This is a genomic window from Mesobacillus subterraneus (assembly GCF_023715485.1).
Lineage (GTDB): Bacteria > Bacillota > Bacilli > Bacillales > Cytobacillaceae > Mesobacillus > Mesobacillus subterraneus_B.
The window spans coordinates 59582-79335 of record NZ_JAMBOF010000014.1 but is presented as its reverse complement, the minus strand read 5'-3'; the positions used below and the strand labels follow the sequence as shown (position 1 = coordinate 79335).

Genomic DNA, 19754 nt, shown 5'->3' with positions numbered 1-19754 from the left:
GAATAATTTGCTCTTTATCCGTCATCGTTTTTTGTACGGACGCTCCCTGCTGTTGGTTCCGTTTTAACAATTGGTCCTTTTGTATACAAAAAGGTGTGTGTAGTCCTTCTTGGATTCACACACCCCAAAATAAGCGACTGCTACAAAGTCTGAATTTAAAGGTTATATCTTAAACTGGCTTACTGTATTTTGAAGGTTCTCAGCCATTTTAGATAAATTTTGTGCTGAAGCCGAAACTTCCTCCATTGAAGCAAGTTGCTCTTCGGCTGAAGCAGCTACACCTTGACTATGCATTGAAGACTCTCTTGATATAGTGGTGACTCCTGATACGGTTGCAGAAACCTCCTGGGTGCTGGCCGACATTTGTTGCGCAGTTGCTGCCATCCCATCAATTTTTTCTCCCATTTCAACCATAGACCGTAAAATCAATTCAAAACTCTTCTGTGTATTAGAGACAATTCCCAAGCCGTTTTCAACTTCATGTTTTACTGTGTCCATTGAATCATTGGATTGATTCATGTCATTTTGAATTTGTCTTATCAAATCTGATATTTGAGAAGATGAATCCTGGGACTGCTCAGCAAGCTTCCGTACTTCATCAGCAACTACAGCGAAGCCCTTTCCGTGTTCCCCTGCTCTTGCAGCTTCTATGGCAGCATTTAATGCCAATAGATTTGTTTGGTTAGCAATGTCTATAATTGCCTTTGAGATATCACCAATTTGTTGTGACCTTTCGTTCAATAGTTTGATGACATTACTTGTTTCATTTACAGTACTATGGATCATATTCATCTGGTAGGAGGTTTGATCTACATATTTTCCACCTTCCTCTGCATGTGTACTTGCTTGGGCACCATTTTCAGCTATTGCTGCAGAGGTTTCAGCAATATTGGCAATTCCGAATGTCAATTCTTCTAGCGCTCTTGCACTCTCTTCTATACTTTGTGTCTGCGTATCCGACCCACTGGCAATTTGCTGAATTGCTTCTGTAATCTGTTCAGTAGCCTTGCTGGTCTGTTCTGCCCCAGCAGTTAACTCTTCTGATGAAGCAGCTACCTGTTCGGAAGTCTCTAAAACCCCTTTTATCATGAATATTAAATTTTCCTTCATGTCATTGTAACTGTTTGAGAGATCTGTTAACTCATCACCTGTCTCATCAATAACTTCAGTTGTAAAGTCTCCTTTACCTGCAAGCTCTATCGCGCTGGTAATGGCTGCCAGGCGTTTTTGAAGCCTTCTTGTAAACCATAGAACAATTAGTGAAGAAATAATAACAATGACTATGACTAGGATAAGAAACTTCACCATAAAATTTGATAGAATCTCATCAATTATTGATTGGGGTGCTCCTACATAAAAAATCCCCACAGTTTCTCCGTTTTTGCTCTTTAAAGGCATGTAGGCTGTTTGGTACATATTGCCGGCAACTTCAGCTGCGCCATAATAATTTTTACCTTGTTTAAGCACAACTTCAGCTACTTCTGGAGAAACTTTTGTCCCAATATTCCGATCACCATTTACTAAAACATTCGTAGCGATCCGGGTATCTCCCTGAAAGATTGTTACCGTATCACCCGTATCCTCCCCAATCGTATCTACTAACTCAAAATTCTCATTAAATTTTGTCTCTCCCCTATACAACTCACCGTTTTTAATTTCCCAATCACCAGGAAATTTATTTCGAATATACCGATCGCTTAAACTTAAATCACCCTTGGCTTTCTCAATCGCAAATGCTTCAATCCCTTTTGTTACCTCACTAACGACAACTCCACCGATAATAACCGATAGTAATAATACAATGCTAATAACAATTAAATTGATTTTTGTTCCTAATTTGAATTTCAACTTAGTAATTTTCCTCATTTGTATACTCCCTTTGATGTTTTCTTAGTCTCTTATATGACAGACTGTATTTCCTCACTAAAAAGCAACTCTTTTTGTATATGTTTAATATCTCTAATTGTTGATATCATTTCACCGCTATCTATAATCGAAATAATTCGATCTCCTTTTAGCGCTACTCCTTCAATCCAGTAGTTCGCATTCATCATCTCAACTGGTTTTATTAAACTGTCTTCTATTTCTAGAATTTCATTTGTACTTTCAACCATCAAAGCTATTGTTGACCCTTGAACCTCTAATAAAATATAACGTGGTTCTTCTTCTCCTTGAAGATACTTCTGAAAAAGGAGAAAGTTACTATCAATGACAGGTATAACTTTCCCTCTTATACTTACGATACCCACCATGTAATCAGGGACTTGAGGTAGAGTAGTTACTTTACTATTTCTCTCAATAGAAACCACCTTTTGAAGATCAATCCCATACTCAGCTCCCCGTGCCTTGAATATTATAAATGTCCTTTTCATATTTCTTCTCCTTTATAGCTGTAATATAAGTAGGTCAGATTATTAGAGTAACTCTAAACTTAATCCTTTTCTGTAACTAGTATCACTTACAAACGCTGAGGTCTCGAGATGTAATAGCCTTGTACAGCAGGGATGCCTAAGCGAGAAGCCGTTATTAAATCCTCCTCATTTTCAATCCCCTCAAGGACAATAACAACATTGTCCTCTGACTTTGTTAACAAAGAATGAATAGCTTTCTGCTTGTTTATGGAATGAGCAAGATCTCTTGAGCACGAGCGATCCAATTTAACGAAATCAGGGCTGTATTTAAGAATTTTTTTTTCAGAAACTGAAGAAAGCCTTAAATCATCCAGAGCGACCAGGAATTCCAATTCTCTTAATAGATTTATTCTTTCTACAAAAGTATCTGCATCCCAAATCATTGACTCTAATGGTTCTTCGTTAATTTCAAAAACAACCTTCCCACTTATCATGGGATAGTCTTGAACTAATCCCCTAATTAATGTAGGGAAATCAGGATGCACGAGCGTGGAAGGAAATATGTTGATAAAAAGATGGTATTTCTGATAATAGGATTCAGGATACTCCTTAATTGCATTGGTAATAGACGCTATGTCAAATTCATAAAGGACTCCTCGTTCTCTCCCAAAATGAAAGATTAAAACTGGATTTATTATAGGGCTAGTTCTAATCAAAGCCTCATAAGCAAATATTTCTTCCGTTTCAGTGTTCCATAAAGGTTGATACTCGTGAAAGAATAACCTCTGTCTCATAATATTAGATATATTCAATGCAGCTTCGCCCATCTGTTAACTCCCTTTCAAATTATCCTCCTCCTTTGTAAGACCATATAAAAAACACTTACTTATCTAGAATAAGATTCCAGAAAAGGAAGTGTTCTAGGTTCATGGCAGGAGCGCTACCAAAATCTAAAAGTTCCAGATTTCATAAAGTATTAAAGTAAATTAGTAACAGGGACCCTATCCTATACCCACTATAATACCTATAAAATTAACTATTTATGGTTAATAACTTCTAAATTATAGCAGTGTAAGCAAAAATTTCAATGATTTTTTTCTTAAAAAAATAAAAAAAATTCATTAAGAGAGTTGATTTTTTTGAAAAATCACTAGGTATAGTACAATATACCTAAACTAACTATATATAACGGGAGTTCACACTTGATATGAAAATTCAAATTCCGAGACACGACAATATTGGAGAAAAGATACGTAAAAAGAGGAAAGAAAAAGGAATGACTTTAGGTGAGTTATCACAGGGCATCTGTTCAGTGGGAAAAATGAGTAATATTGAAAATGGACATATTCCTGTATCTGAAGAGGATCTCAAATTAATCTGTGCTAAACTTCAAACCTCCTACAGCTATTTTTCCGACCCAAATATCGAAGATAAAATTCAAGAATTAGATTACCACAAGCAAAAAATAAATGATTTGATCATCCTTAAAGAATGGGAAGTCGCTTTAACCGAATTACAGATCTTCAAGAAAAAAATACTCGATTACAACATTCCAAGTAGAGAGGTAGATTATCTATTTCTGAGGGGAGTTTTTTATTTAGATCAAAAACTTTTATTACAGTCAGAAGAATGGTTCTATCAGGTAATTGAAGTAAAAGAAAATAATAATTATATCCTCAGGTTAAAATTACGCTCGCATAATGCTTTAGCAAAAATACTGTTTTCAAATAAGAATGTATCAGAAAGTAAATTTCATTTAGAAAGAGCTTTGGAGATATCAAAAGAAAGCCCTACTGTAACTAAAGAGGAACGAGATAATATCTTTTATAATCTTTCCATTTTATATCTTTATATAGGATCTTACACAAATGCAATGAAAAGCATTAATAGTATAAACCACTATATAATTTCACCAGTTGAAACTGAATATCTAAAGATTCTCATTGGATTCCTTGAGAATTCATCAAGCAGCGAGGTAAGAAAAGAACTCCATTTGCTTCGTGATAAATTACAAAGAATGAATGATAAGGAAGGTATGATTAGAAGCTGGGCTCTAACCATTTTCACTTTGATGACTGCTTATCCAAATCAAGAATTAGTTGTTAAAATTCAAGACCTTTTTTGGGCCGATATGGAATTATTAAGTGAGACCGGAGATCTAAAAGAAACAGGTATAGCTTTGTTGCAGCAAGCTATGTATTTGTCTATAAAAAAGAAGGTTGAACTTCCCTTTATTAAAAAAATCCTCCTAAAAACAAAACAACTACTTCCCGATACACATAATCAATTATTACATTCTAGAAATTATTATCTTGAGGGAAAATTAAATAAAGAGTTATTGGGTGATATTTCTACAGCTTTAATGTTATTCAAGATGTCCCTTCAAATGTTGGATGATAACTATAACGGATTACTTAAGGCCGATATTCTTTATGAAATATGTAAGATAACACCGATTCAAAAAGAAGCAATAAATGCCTTAGAATTGTATCACGGCCATTTAGAAAGCCAATTTTTGTTTAGTCATTTTCATGATTTATCATTACCTCCTTTTAAACATTAATAGGTTGGTCGCCAAATTCATCCATTCCTATTAAAAAATTTCTGGCATTAATAAAAATCAATGGCTTTTATTCTCATATTCTTATTTTTATGCAAATCAAACCTATTGTTAAACGTAATACATAAAGAAACCGATATTATAAAAGTCATAAAAATTAGGGAGATGAAGACTTTGTTTTTGGAAGACCTTACAGCAAAGATTAATAACTACATGGAAGATTTAGAGTATGCAACGGCCAGAATACTTATTGAAGAAAATATTCATTTACTTACCGAAAATAAAAACCTGCTTAATAATAATGCCAGGGAATTACTTAAATTCCTATTGGAAATGCAACAAGAAGGGAACAAACCTTTAACTAGAAAAGATATGGCCATTATAAATTCCATAAACTCCTTTGCTAATAAGTTTGACCTAAGAGGTTTAAAATTGATGGTGAAGGAGAATGCTAGCTTGTTAATCAGGAAAGAAATCCCCTTATACCTTAATGCCGATGCAAAGATTTTACTAGATGGCATGGGAGCAATTCATAAAGAAGGATAACCGTTCTTAAGACTTACTTTGCTCAATAAATTTCGACATTTATTGAGCAAATCACTATATTTATTAGTGAAATACAAACCAATAAAACCTCATTAAAGCATAAATACAGTCGCTAATAATCTATTCATTATTAAAAGGAGTCAACTTTTTCTTTTGCTAAGTCTAGTCTCTTCTCAAATTCAAAAGGCCACTGCAAACCACAACCATACGCATTCTAAGTATATACTTTCATTGTCTCCCTCTTTAAGAAGGATTCTTTTCAACAGATAATACGTTCGAAAATCCTTCAAAAAGGATTTCTGTTTCATTTGGATTTTCTCCAGAAGTTCCTGACCAATATCTAAATGCTTTTTGTCGCATAAAATCTAAAGAAAACGTCTGATTTAGTGCAAGATGTTGTTGGTTAGCTTTAAAAATTTTCCCCGTTAAACTAAGCTTTAGCAAAACTTTTTCATAGCCATCAACATTTAATTCTTTCCACCAATATTCAAGGGTGTCATTATTATCAGGAACAACCCATAAACATCTGGTTCTTGATGGAAAGGAGGGAAAAAAATCCTTTCTCACTTCTTCAAAAGTTAACTCTCTAACTAATTTCATATAGTGACCTAATGCAGCATCAGGGGGAGGGAAAGCATAATCAAAAAGTTTAAAAAAAGGATTTTTTTCTTTCCCTACAAAGTGTGTCTCACCAACTTTCCAAAATGGCGCATCATTCCATTGCACTCTCCTTTGTATATGATAAAAAACTTGATTTTCAACTAATTCCATTAACATCACTCCTTGTTTTTTTTATCCTAATTTTACCACATAACCCTAAAAAAGATTGAGCTTAAGTTTTTTGATGTATCTCTCTTACACAGAGCCTAAAAAAGCCAGTTAAGTTAAAAACTTAACTGGCTTGCCACTGACCACATGCTTACTTCGCGCAACCTAATTAGTGCACAAAAGAGTGCACTAAAAAGTGCACAGACTTAATTTATTTAACTTAACTAAATTTACTTATATTGTTTACCACAGTCTAGAAACCCCTATAAATCAAGACTTAATTGATTTTAATTTAATTTATTTAACTCAGTTTTCTTAATGAATTTCCTCTGGCAGCGTTGAGGTCAGGGGTTCGAGCCCCCTATTCTCCACTCACCGGAAACCCTTGCGCCTGCAAGGGTTTTTCTATTTGTATGACTTTCCATTATTGAGGGATTTCTAAAAGTGTGCACAATGTGTACACCTTTAGTATACTAAAGCGTTTAAACAATAGGATAAACCGTTACCCGGATACTTGATCTCCATTATCAAAAAAATCATTCTCTAATCGTATCGCTGCTTCTACTTGAAGATCCTCATTAACTTGAGAATAAAGATCTAGGGTTATCGCAACCCTCGAATGTCCCAACCTCTCCTGAACTACTTTCGGATTAACCCCGCTAATCATGAGCTGTGTTGCATGAAGATGTCTCAGATCATGAATTGTGATTTTAGAAAGATTTGCCTTCTTAATTAACCGGTCAAACTCTCGGAGAAGATTTCTAGGATCTTTTAGCTTTCCATCAAATGTACAGAATACCAAACCATTATCTTGGTAAGCAGCTCCGAGAACCTTTTTTTCCTCATCCTGGTTTCTCTTATGTTGCTGAAGCCTTTTAATTAAATAAGGGGAAATCGAAACTTGCCTTTTAGAACTTTTTGTTTTAACATCCTTCAAATAGAGCCCTTTCTCTTTTATCTTTGCTAATGATCTTCTAACATGAATCTTGCCTTTTAAAAAATCAATATCATCCCATTTCAGTCCTAAAGCTTCTCCCCTTCTTAGACCGGAAAAAATAACCAATTCAAAAATAGGGTTAACCTTTTCTGCCTCTAATACCTTTAAAAAACTTTTTGTTTGTTCTTTTGTCCAAGTCTTATTTCCTTATTTTTTTATTTTTAGGAGTGACCATTTCATGAAAATTAATCTGTTAATGACCCTTACTGTGTAAAAAAACCTTGATAAGGAGTACTTACCAAGGTTTTTGCCTTTAACTAATTATTATAGTAGTTTTCCTCAAAAACTATTACACCTTCAATAGGTTCACTGGGTTCTGATTCAGCATATGGAGAGTATACTCCGAATCCAAATTTTATTGAAGTGAATCCCGTTTCATCATATTCTAAAGAGTTGTCATATTTTTCTATAATTTCTTTTACCTTTTCATACGGTTTTCCTAAGAGAGTTGTTCCTTGAAATGTAACAGTAGCCGGCAGAAAGAACTCAATCGCTTCACATACTCCTGGCTGCTTATAAAAAACTTGACACCATTTATAGTGATCCGTTTCAAATTCATCATCTTCAAATTTTTTGAATTTTTCTGGTTTGATACCTAATGCTGCTTCTACCTCCTTTTCAGACATACCAAACCTAATCTTACCTGCCCCTTCATATGGTATAATTTTAAAATCCATTATATATCCCTCAATTTATCATCAGTATAGTCAAGCATTTGTTGGATTCCTTTGTCATACCTATTGCCGAATTTGGTTTTAACATCATCTATATCCATTTGTTGAGCTTCTCTGAATTTACCTTGTTGAATCAACTCTTTTTGTTTTGCTCTATACTCTTTGGCTTTCTTTGAACTTCCCCAACTACTAGTTTGCATGTGATCTCTAGTTTCCATTCTAATTCCAGGTCCATCACCTTTACTAAGAGGACTAATTGAATCTGCGGGCATGTGGTGTACTTGACCTCCATTCGCAGGCACATTTTTATATGCTCCACCAAGGATTTCTTCATCACCTTTAGAAGCAAAAAACTGTAAATCCAGTTTCAACAGCGGTTTTGCCGGCTCTTCAGTAGGTTTTTTGACCGCTTGTTTCTCAACCCTCGTTACACTGCCTCGTGCTGGTTTTGAAGCCACGGTCACTTTAGGCTTAGGTTTCGGTGCACTTGTAATGGCCTTGGACACACTGGCGCTTTGCGTCTTAGGTGTGCTCCTATAAGACTTTGCCGGTACTGTCTTTGGCTTCTTGTTTACTTTCGACACTACTTTTTTGGATGTGGTTCTTACTACTTTTGTGGCTTTAGTAACAGCTTTGCTGGCCTTGTACGCTTTTACAGCTTTCGATGTTCCTTTTATTACCGCTTTTGCTGCTTTGGTTATGACCCCGCCACCTGGAATGAAGTTGGATGCGATCATGAAAGCTGCGCCGGCTTTTTGGTACCACTTTGTCTTCTTACTTGTTAGTGTCCGGATGTCGTCTCCAACAGCAAAGTTATAGGCTGCTTTTGCACCTTTCTTAACTCCTTTGAAGACCTTCTTCAACCATTTCGGAGCATATCCGTCAGGATCGATGTTGTTAACCGGGTCTGCTTCAGCGTACAGGTACCGATTGAAAGAGATTGGGTTGCTGTCTTCACCTTCATACTCATCGGCTACGATGAACCTTCCAACCTTTGAATCGTAATCACGCCAACCCATGAAATAGAGCTTGGTATCATTATCATACTGGACCCCGAACTTTCCGACATAACGGAATGGGTTTGCGTTTGCCACTTCTGCACCGAGTGGTGTAGGAGCATCGATTTTTTCGATATTGCCCCATTCGTCATATGTGTACTTTGCGATGACTGTCTGGAGCTCGTCAGTAATTGCGACAATGTCTCCTCTTTGATTATACACATAATCGAATATTTGTCCTTTGTACTCGAAGCTCAAAAGCTGCCCATTGGCATCACGGTAAATATTTAGCAGGTTTTCTATCGGGTCGATTCCAACCTGTTGAGACACACTGACAAGATCGCCATTACCATCATAATAGTAATATTCAATTCTTTCACCATCTGCGTTCGTTACCTTTTTAGTCGAACGGTTATCTTCACTGTCGTAAGTAAATTCTATCTTCTCTGTAACAGTGCCGCCTTTTTTAGTGGTAATACTTAAGAGCATGTTTATTGATGCATATTCATATAACTTTTCAATATCGACTGTCGCAGTTTTTGCTGCTTCATAGGTATCAACCGGAATACTGACAGTTTCTTTTTGTAAAGAACCATCTGGCTTAAAGGCATAACTAACTTTCTTATACTTTTGAGACGGCGAATCATATTGAATGGAAGAAGTGATCCTGTTACCTTGTCCATATTGGTTATCGGCCAACATTTTTCCTGATTGATTGACAGCCTTTAAAAGGTTTCCGTTTACGTCATAAGAGTACGTAAGCGTTTCAGTTCCTTTTTTGACGGTCTTCAGGAATCCTTCAGGAGTGTAGGAATATTCCTTTTTTCCATCCCACTGATTGGTAGCTGACATGATCTGTTCTTCAGAACTGTAGGTATAGCTTTCTGAATAAATAACGGTTGTCGTGTCCTTCTTCTTCGTCTCAATCAATGTCATTTTTTCATTGGTGCCATAATCCATGTTTACAGTCAGGCGTGGGCCCTTTACCATATCCAGTGATTCAGAAGGAGTATACGTAAAGAAATACTGCTGGCTATTTGGAGTGATAATCTTGGATGCCAAATCATTTTCATTGAAATGAACGGTAGTGACCCCTAATGCCGATTGAATGACTTCAGCGTTCTCATCATCCTTGTACTCTTTTCTGGTTACAATACCATTTTCGACTCTTTCTTCGTAAGTGAAACGGTTATTGTCATCATACTTATAAATTGTTTCAGAACGGACAAATGGATAAGTTGTACCATTTACGAGTGTCGTAGACGATTCATCATAAATCCACTTTTGAATCAGGTTACCGTTTAAATCGTATAAGAAACGGATATCTGAGTTCTTAGTGGTTGTTTTACCTTCTTCATAATTCTTCGTATACTCACGCACTAACCTTCCGAGTTCATCATATGTTAAAGCTGTTTCTTTAAGAATTTGTGTTTCTGTCTGCTTTGAAGACTTGATGTATAGCTTTGCTTCAAGTTTTTGATTCTTTACTTCGCCAACGTCATTATAATCATAATGAGTAACGAGGTAAGTGGTTGTTTCACTGTTGTCCTCTACTCTTTGGGTTTCTGTCAAGGTTTGCCCATTATCGTTATATGTCCAATCAACCGTGCTTCCATCCGGGTTTGTTTGTTTAACCTTATCTCCGGCCGGATTGTATTCATACACAGTCTTCGTTCCTTTGTGATCAATTGTCTCAACCACATTTCCATTTACATCCGTCACCGAATATTCAACTGTCTTGCCGCTGATTGTAATGGCAGGAGTACCTAAACCATCATAATAGGTCCATGTTTCTACAACTGGATTTGAATTATCCTTTGCGTAAACATTTTCTCCAAGCGCATTGAAAGTATAGTAAAACTCTGTTCCTTCAGCGTCTTTTGTATGGATGATTCGATTCTCTGAGTCATAGGTGTTAATCATTGTAAGGACATTGCGGTTACCGGTATTATCAGTTTCTGTTAATTGACGGTTCCACTCATCATACGTAGCAAACATTTCCCCTTTTGCAATTAGTAGTTTGCTCGTGTCGTCAGGTGAATTCTTTGCTGCGTAGTCGATAGTATGAAGGATATTACCGTTCTTGTCGTATGAAAAATATTTTTGGTTTTGCATAGGATCAATGATTCTGGCCGTTCTTCCATACCCATCGAATTCTTCTGCATGAACCAATCCTTTTTCATCCGTTTCTTTTACCTTACGGCCTAATTCATCGTATTGGACATATAATTTGGCTTGTTCCTCTGTTACTTTGTCTACTGTTTCATTCTTGTATGAAGTAACTTTAACTTTTGGAAGAACTGTATGGACTAATTGACCCCATTCATTATAAAAGTAATTCGTTTCCTGCCCTAAGCTATTAATCTCTTTTATGACATTGCCTATTGCATCGTAACGATATTCAGTGATCCGTCCAGCTTGATCTTCTTTCTTTTCAACCTGCTGTTCCTCATTGTAAATGACTCTCTGTGTCTGGTTTAGTGCATTCATTTCAGTTAATGGTTGACCATAATCGTTATAGGTGTAGCTGGTTTTATATCCATATGGGTCGATTATTTCTTTTACATTCTCTCCTGAACTGTCATATACATATGTCGTATTGACCCCGGATTCTTCTAGCACCAAGTCGTCTATATAGATTTTATCGGTTCCCTTATTTGTCACTATAACTCTTACATGGTCTGCCTCTGCTGGAACAGCGTCACTTACCCGGTACTTACTCCATTTATTCGTCAACGAATAGGACTTCGGTGTTTCCTTAATGACTGTGTCGTCCTTCAAATACTGAAGTTTCAATTCAAGATTTGGTGTACCAATCGGTGCAAGTCCATCCACTATCGCCAGAACAGGCAACCTTCCTTTTTTAATCTTGAACTTACTAGTTTGTAAGGCACTGCTTGGAGACAATTCGACACTCTTTTTGCCACTCTTCGATTGTGCAGTAACCTTCGTTACGGTGCCTACAACCTGCCAATCTGACAATGTATCTTTCTCCATACTATAGTCAGGAATATAGCCGTACAAAGCTCCCCTGTCACTTCTCGTGTTCTTTATGTTGCCATAGGCATCATAATCAAAATACTGGTTATTTCCTTCTTCATCAATGACTTGATATACATTACCTTTAGTATCGTACTTCCATTCCTTTACCTGTCGTAAAGTATTATAAGCATGGGTAAGCTGACCATTGCCATTATATTTATACTCTAAGGTATAGTTTGAACTCACACCATTTGAGGTTACCGGCGGGAGCAAAGTTTTTAAAACATTCCCATTTACATCATACTCATACGTGGTCTTGTTTCCCTCAGGATCTGTCACACTCTTCAGTAAATTATGGTCGTACTCAGATATAACCAGCATGTTTCCACTATCATTCTTCGCCAAATCAGGATCTTCATTTTCCATATACGTCCGAATAATCTTCTGCTTCCATAAATTCCCCTGAGAATTCAGTTCGTATTCTGTATTGTCCAGGTTTTTACTAGTATTGTCAGTGTTTATAGAATTAGTTGATGCATAGATTTTATTTGTCTTTAAATCATAGTGTAAAGAACTTATAATAGAACCATATACTTTATCTGGATAGTTTTTCGTCTCATCTATCACTTTAGTTGAGCGCATGGTCTTCGTATTGACTACACGTTCCCCATTGAAGATAAATTCAACCTTTAGCCCGTTCTCCGCAATGACAGCACTCACTTTTTCATTCTGATAGTCATAATGAGTATGGTCACTTATGATTCCGCTCTTTGTAAACAATTTAACATCAGACAGGAAACCATCCTTATATTCATAACTAACTTTATCGCCAGTATTAAATACAGCCTCCTTAATAGTAGAGTCCGTATTATAGGACAAGGAAACAGTCTTATTCAGTGAAACTACTTTTGTCAAAACATTATCTGTGTACTCAAAATTAATAACGTTGCCATTTTGATCTGCGACTTGCTCTAGGTTTCCACTCTGATTGAATGTCTTAACAATCAAACGACCATCAATTTTTTTCAATTCATATTTAGTGTCTTTAACAGAAAGGGCAAAACTGCTTCCGGCTGGTTTGATATACTGACCATCTGCTGCCTTAGTGAATTTATGAATCGTACCATCAGCATCAAGATAATCAATATGACTACTCTGAATATCGAGATGTTCCTCCAGATTTGATTGCCACCCTTTTCCTAGCATCCCTGGATGGGAGCGGTTAGATGCATATGAACGACCTAGTACTAGAGACAGCTTTCTGGATTTAAGACTAAAGTCAACATCTGCAATATTTAAGCTTCCGTTATAAAGGTTGACGAATCCAGTACCACTCATTAATTCAACTGGATGAGCCGGGAAATAATCTTCAGAACCGAGCCAATTTTTATCTAAATTATCTACCCATACAAATTTTGATACCATATTGGCCTGGCCTGCTGCATCAGTGGCAGTAAAACGTACTTCATATTCTCCTTTTGCTAATGAACCTGTATCCCAGGTTGCTAATATTGAATCTGTTACAGATTCCGAACGTTTTGTAATCAGATTCCATGTACTGCTATTTGTGCTTTTATTTCTATATTCAATGACATATTCAGAAATTTCTTCATCTGTAATTGATCCTGTAATGTTTTTCATCCCAGAAATATAATCACCATCTATTAAATTGGTGATTAAAATTTTAGGAAGTGTCCGATCATAATCGATAGAATCAGATGTTAATGTCGAAACGTTCCCGCTGCTGTCAAGGAATCGAGCGTAAACGTGTTTGTTGCCTTCAACATCCTCTAATGCCCAATTAAAAACTGCAGATGATTGGGAAATTGCTTGTGATGCTGAGAATGTCAAACTCTCTGGCGTCGCATTTTCTGGTCCATTTGCAAACTGGACATACTTATTACCATTTGCATTATCGAAAACATCGAATACTTTAAGTGATACATTTTTCTCAGTTGTATATAAATTATTCTCATTTATCGATAACTTTCCAGTAGGTGGTTTAATATCTTTTACCGCGATCGATTTTTGTATGATATTTTCCGGAGGATTAATATATGTCGGTTCTGCCCCTTTACCAACGACAGCCTTAAGCCCATATGAACCAATCACTCCCTTTTGGGGCTTCCAGTTTACATAAAACCTTTTTACTTCATTCGGCTTAATGACTTCGCCTGTATTTAAGTAACCTACAAAACCAGTTGGTGTACTGCTGTTTGGCGGAGTGCTCGTAACAGAAAGACTTATGTTCAAGTCGTTTGTCCATGAGGCAGTTCCGTTATTCCGGACATCAAACCATAATTGCTCTCCATCTGGATCATCTATGTCAGAGGTTGAAGGAATATAGTAATTTTCTATCTGAGCATCAAATTCTTTTCTTGCTTCCTTTGTTATTGCACTTGATAGATTACTAATATTCGCATATTTATCAACAGCCTGTACACTTGCGTAATATGTTTTTCTCGGAGTAAGAGTACCAGTATATTTATAGGAAAGCGCTGTCGTTTCTACACCATTAAGTATGTTCCAGACTCCCGGCTGATCACCTAGGAACACTCTATATTTTTCCACGCCAAAACCATTGGGGTCACTGGAAGCCTGCCATCCTACAGTAAAAGAATCTACACGGTCATTTGTTATTTGGACGCCTGCTGGAATTGTCGGTTTGGATTTATCAGGAATTGTCGGCGTAGCAGCGTTGGATTGGTTCGTTGTGGAATAACTATTATAGGCTTTTACTCTGAACCAATAGTTCGTACTGCTAGTGTAATTCCCTCCACCCATCTTATATAAATAGTTAGGGTTTTCAGGTAACTCCATTCCATCTCCGCTTAATCTAAGTCCATATTGCTTATTATCTATTTGAGTTTTTGTTGGCCAAAGTTTCCTCCCCTTTGTGCTCCAAGTTGTCGTGTTTCCAACATTAATTTCCTCATAGGATCTTCCATTAAAAATCAACACCTTATATCCCGTAGCTCCATTTACTGGAGACCAAGATAGATTGACATACCCAGTTCCATTTTGGTTAGAGTAAGGTGTTGCTGAAGGTGCGCTTGGTATATCTGAATAAGTAATGGCTAAATATGGCTTGCTTGAAGAGCTTTCAGAAGCATTGAATTTCTGATAAGAACCACTACTTCCTTCTGAAGTATTTCTAATGACCATGCCATAGTTCGGGAACGTTCCCTTCATCCAACCATTTACAAGACTAGTTACATCCATATTAATCCATCTTGCTGTACCTGTTGATGACGTGGATCCATATGATTTTGAAGTATCAAAGGATGGTTGAGTACTATATGTCACAGCCTGACTGTTCCAAGATTGTGTTATCCTGTTCGCATAAACATTGGTAGTAATAGGTGTACCGATATTATCCCATTTGTAGAGCTTTAACTCGGCTTTTACTAAGAGTTTACCTGTTAGATTAGGTAAAGATTGAGAGAAGTTTAAGTAACTCCTTGTTGTACCTGTAGAAGAGGTATAACCTATCCTTAGTTCAGGAGTAGTGTAATAGTTATAACCTGAATACCTGGACATTACATAAGTGTCTTGGGTGGTTGAGGTTGAACCTCCAATATTTACAGTAGGATCTATCCTTACAGGGAATTTAGTATCTTTCTCATCAAGAAATTTTGAATCTGGCTTGAGAATTAGTTTGTGTCCATTTTTATATTCTTCTACCTCAAATACAATATCTTCAGAATATTTCCCGTTCTGATCTTCCATAAAGGGTGGGGACATGACCCAAATAAGTTCATTATTCTTGTTATAAAAATTAATATATCGATCTTCTTTCCTTGGAATTAAGCTTCCAGAAATGAAGAATTCAAATCTTCTTTCAGACTCTCTATTCTTTAAGAATATATCTTCTTTTACACCTGATGCAGCAAGACTGTATTTAATATCTACGTTCTTTAAGATATCCTCATAAAAAATAGAACCATTGTCACTCGTAGCGTCTGTTTGAAGAGCATCAATTAACTGAAAATTCAGTTTTTCTTTTCCGAAATCCATTGTATATAAATTCTTCTTTTTTGAATGCTTAGCGAATTTAACACCAAATCGATTATCTTTATTGGTATATTTAAATTCTTCTTTATCCCTTCCTTTGTTAACTTGCGGATTATTAGATATGGTTTTTAACTTACCATCATCTTTATAATGTACGTCTTCAAGATATATTTCTTTAGTATATGTTCCATCAGAATTGACGTAGGTTTTAGAATTTAACTCTCTTACCTCTTCTAATTCCCTAACTTTTTGAACAGTTTTTGGAATTGATTTTTCCTTTGCTGCCTCCACTGTTGGCTGATCAAGTATACTTATAAAGTTATATGGCTGTATTGAGCTAAAAAGTAATAGAACAATTAATAAAGAGATACTAATTTTCTTAAACAATGTCTTTCCTCCTAAAAATATTTCAGAATATGCTTCGTACTATCATCTATAGAAAATGTCACGAATTTTATAAATTCTCGAGGTTTAGAAAAGGTGTGATGTGTGTAACCTTTTATCCTGCGAGGAAACTTTCATCCTCCTTTATACTCACGTATTTTACTTGCTAAAATTATATTAATTCATAATTTTTACATATAATAGAAAAAATATGTATTAAAGATAAAAAAATAGTCTTTTTTTACTAGATTAGATGTCCAAGAAAATGATGGAATCTTAATCAACCCGTTATGTTTTCACTTAACGGGTTTCGATTAGTCTCACAACAGTGACAGTTTATATTATTGCAAACTAGATTAATCCTTTTTTGAATCTAATTAACTCTATTTTTCCTTTGGCAGCGTGTGGTCTAAAGTTCGAGCAACCTATTCTCCATTTATAAGAAAACATGCTTAGATCGGAAGGTTTACCAATTTTTAAAAACTCTTTCTTAAATATTTATTCGTAAAGTACCTTAGAAGAGTACAACTTTAAAAAACACGAATTAGGTATTATTAATGCCTGAATCTGAAAAAGTCTTTGGATTAAGAGAGGTATAGCTGAAGATATGCTATACCTCTCTTAATCCTTTTGCTGGATAGGTCTTAATGTTAACTTACCTGAATTTCTTCGATTGATTCATCATTCAGATTAATCTTCCGGATACTTGGAACGGCGAGCGGCCAAGCAACCGCCAGAAGCGAGATGGCACCACAGAAAATCAGAGTGGTTTCTACACCTATAAATGCTGCGGCTGGACCAACCATCGCCATCCCTAAAGGTTTTAACGCCAAAGAGCCAAATCTATTAATTGAATCAACACGTGACAAAAGATTATTTGGTACAAATCGTGCAATAGCCACTGATTCAAGCGTGCTGAAAAATGATATGGCCACTCCAGAAAGAAATTCAGAAACTACGATAAACTCCAATGGAGCAGGCATGGATAATAAAAATAATGTTGGACCTGAGCCAAATAACATAAAAAGGTATCCCATCAATAAAGGATTTTTCGGCTTATAATACATTGCAAGGAAACTGCCTGTAATGCTGCCAAGCCCCAATGCGGTGGTAATGATGGCCCAGTCCTGGGCTCCGCCCAATTGATTATTTGCCACTAACGGACCAAGTACATTCAGGCTGGATAATAAGAAGAATTGAAATAGACTAGCACTTAAAATAAGAACGGTTAACCACTGCTTTTTAAGCACATAGCTCAAACCTTCTTTAAGCTCAAAAATCACGGAAGCCTTCTTTTTACCATTCGGCTCTCCTAGCGGACCACATGCTGAGATCAAGAGGGCACTTATTAAGAAAGTGCATGCATCTGCAACAAGCACCCAGCCTGGAGAAACAAACATTAAGGTTGCACCTGCCAAAGCTGGCCCTGAAATTTCAGCGATATTACCTGCAATGGCAAATAAAGCGAATGTTTCCTGCCTTTTTCCATTCGGCGCTACATGTGCAATTGCCCCTGTAGATGCAGGATTAAAAAAACTGCCTGTTGCCCCTCTAATCGCAGTCAATATTGCAACGTTCAAAACAGTCGCTTCATTTGTGATTAATAGGAATCCAATCAACCCCTGTGTAATGAAACCAACGATATTTGATAGGATCATAATCATCCTGCGTGGAAAACGATCCCCAATAACTCCTCCAAAGAGCATTAGCACTAAGCTTGGTAAGGCCCTCGCTGCAAGAACAATACCCAGGGCAGAAGCCGAGTTTGAGAAGTCCAACACAGCAAACGCTAATGCGATCGGCGTTAACATGTCACCCAATATAGAGATGCTGCGGGCAAACAATAAATGGCGAAGTTGACGAGTACGTAAGAGCAACAATTTTGAGTGTTTGTTTAATTTACTCATATATGCACTTCTGTTAAATGAACGAAAGGTTTTAATTTACTTACAGAAAGTTCATTTGAGTTTTGAACAAAACTCTCTGGCAACAAATGACCTTGAACTTCATCTGGAATTTCTTCTATATTCGGTGATTTCACTAATCCTAGCTGGGACCATATTTGCTGGGATAGCTTCGGGAATATAGGTGCGCCTAACAATGAGAGACCTAGCAGCCACTCACCTTTGTCACTCGGCTCCTCATACATCCAATCTTTCAATACAGAAACAACCTTTGTTAAATCGAATTGGGATGGACTTAACATTTGAGTTTGTCTTGAAATAGCCCTTTCCAGGGAATCTGAATACTTAATAGAGTACTTATTCTCTGAAACTGAATGAATAGCAGGAATTAATATTTCTTGATACCATTTGCGATACATAAGAATCGTGTGAACCATCTCATCCAATGTTATATCTGCAACACCCTCATCTAATGGAACTTGTGAAAGAAAGAACCGTAGTTCATCAGAGCTGATTCCTGTGTTACTCTCTTTAATTTCGTCTAGCCAAATACCATGGCGTTTACTCGTAGAACATTTTTGACCTTCTAAAAAGAGCATGCCATTAACGATGGTCATATCGAATGGTTTAAGAAGCCCATCTGATCCTTGAGCAATGACATGCGGGGCTACTAGACCTGGAGTGGAATTGTCGCTGCCAAAAACCCCTATTACTGAAACTTCACTATCAGAATCGAAAGGATGCAGCTCTGTTCCTAATTTACTTTTATAAACTTCTCCGCAATACACACTGTACAAATAATAAGGATTAGCTAAAACAAAGCCTTCAGGAACCATGTTGCTTTTTATCCCCCATGTACCAGGACCGGACAATCTGATTCGTCCCCCAGAATGGGAAAGGTATTCTTCTGCGGCCTTCAACCAAGATGGTTTCACTCCGCTTTTCTTTAAAGAATCGAGAATTTGCTTTGAGTCTATTGGTCTAGCAAACCAATTTGAAGTTAAAATCCATTCCAAAGTGCTGTTATCCAATCGAGATGTGGGCTCAATAATCTCTTCAGGCTGGAAATGCGCACCGCAATACACACAGGAACTTCCACCGCAAGGCTTTTGGCAATGAGGGCATTTACCTGAAATCCATGTTCCCATCATCGCTTGGCCAGATTCCTTGGAATATGGGACTCGTTCGCTTTCTAATTTTGCGTTTCCTTTTTCGTACAAGCGAGTAAGGATTTTTTCATGTGTTTCCAAGTAACCTGGAAAATGCTCTGGAGAACGTGGATCAATCCATTCATCCAAATGAATATCAAGATTATTGAGATCCTCCATGATGGCTTCATGATAAAAATCACAGGTTGAATCAGGAGACTTCCCTGTTCTTTTAGATTCAGCAAGGATCCAGTTTTCAAAAGCATCACTTCCTGAGATAATACTAACTGCATGCCCTCTGACACGTAATGCTCGACCTAAAACATCGGAACGCAGGTATGTGCCAGACCCATGACCAATATGCATACGACCATTGGGAGTTGGCTGCATAGGTACGATAAGAACATCTTTATTCATTCCTTAAACAT

10 protein-coding genes and 1 pseudogene are annotated in these 19754 nt (G+C 36.7%); 2 read left to right on the top strand and 9 right to left on the bottom strand.

Features of this window, described 5'->3' with window-relative positions; translation table 11 throughout:
* Window positions 1–162: 162 nt before the first annotated feature.
* From M3204_RS18215 to M3204_RS18205, 3 genes are all read right to left on the bottom strand, one after another.
* A complete protein-coding gene (locus M3204_RS18215) occupies window positions 163–1866 on the bottom strand; it encodes a methyl-accepting chemotaxis protein (protein WP_251485426.1) in 1704 nt (567 codons plus the stop codon).
* Window positions 1867–1898: 32 nt separating this feature from the next.
* Window positions 1899–2372 carry a chemotaxis protein CheW gene (locus tag M3204_RS18210; RefSeq protein ID WP_251485423.1) on the bottom strand — a complete coding sequence of 158 codons (474 nt, stop codon included), beginning with the start codon at window positions 2370–2372 and terminating at the stop codon, window positions 1899–1901.
* An 86-nt stretch (window positions 2373–2458) separates the two neighbouring features.
* Window positions 2459–3178 (bottom strand): EAL domain-containing protein, encoded by a 720-nt coding sequence (locus M3204_RS18205; RefSeq protein WP_251485420.1) that lies wholly within the window; start codon window positions 3176–3178, stop codon window positions 2459–2461.
* A gap of 380 nt (window positions 3179–3558) precedes the next feature.
* On the opposite strand from M3204_RS18205, the gene M3204_RS18200 reads away from it, so the two are divergent.
* Together M3204_RS18200 and M3204_RS18195 are read left to right on the top strand one after the other, a co-directional pair.
* The gene (locus tag M3204_RS18200; RefSeq protein ID WP_251485418.1) at window positions 3559–4914 is read left to right on the top strand and encodes a helix-turn-helix domain-containing protein; all 1356 of its coding nucleotides are present in this window, start codon (window positions 3559–3561) and stop codon (window positions 4912–4914) included.
* Window positions 4915–5085: 171 nt separating this feature from the next.
* Window positions 5086–5457: a hypothetical protein gene (locus M3204_RS18195; protein ID WP_251485417.1), complete on the top strand. Its 372-nt coding sequence runs from the start codon at window positions 5086–5088 to the stop codon at window positions 5455–5457.
* 243 nt (window positions 5458–5700) lie between these two features.
* Here M3204_RS18195 and M3204_RS18190 read toward each other — a convergent pair whose 3' ends face one another.
* The 6 genes and pseudogenes from M3204_RS18190 to M3204_RS18165 all read right to left on the bottom strand — a co-directional run bounded on the left by M3204_RS18190 (window position 5701) and on the right by M3204_RS18165 (window position 19743).
* The gene (locus M3204_RS18190; protein WP_251485415.1) at window positions 5701–6228 is read right to left on the bottom strand and encodes a DUF2441 domain-containing protein; all 528 of its coding nucleotides are present in this window, start codon (window positions 6226–6228) and stop codon (window positions 5701–5703) included.
* Between the two features lie 499 nt (window positions 6229–6727).
* Window positions 6728–7342 (bottom strand): annotated as a pseudogene (locus tag M3204_RS18185) (site-specific integrase); the annotation flags it as partial.
* 137 nt (window positions 7343–7479) lie between these two features.
* Entirely contained in the window at window positions 7480–7899 is a 420-nt protein-coding gene (locus M3204_RS18180) for a hypothetical protein (RefSeq protein WP_251485413.1), read from the bottom strand.
* Window positions 7899–16277, bottom strand: coding sequence for a DNRLRE domain-containing protein (locus M3204_RS18175; protein WP_251485412.1), 8379 nt, complete (start codon window positions 16275–16277; stop codon window positions 7899–7901). The genes M3204_RS18180 and M3204_RS18175 overlap by 1 nt, the downstream gene beginning before the upstream one ends.
* A 647-nt stretch (window positions 16278–16924) precedes the next feature.
* Window positions 16925–18181, bottom strand: coding sequence for an MFS transporter (locus tag M3204_RS18170; protein WP_251485398.1), 1257 nt, complete (start codon window positions 18179–18181; stop codon window positions 16925–16927).
* Window positions 18178–19743: a class I tRNA ligase family protein gene (locus tag M3204_RS18165; protein ID WP_251485395.1), complete on the bottom strand. Its 1566-nt coding sequence runs from the start codon at window positions 19741–19743 to the stop codon at window positions 18178–18180. Before M3204_RS18165 ends, M3204_RS18170 begins: the two co-directional genes overlap by 4 nt.
* Between the last annotated feature and the right edge of the window lie 11 nt (window positions 19744–19754).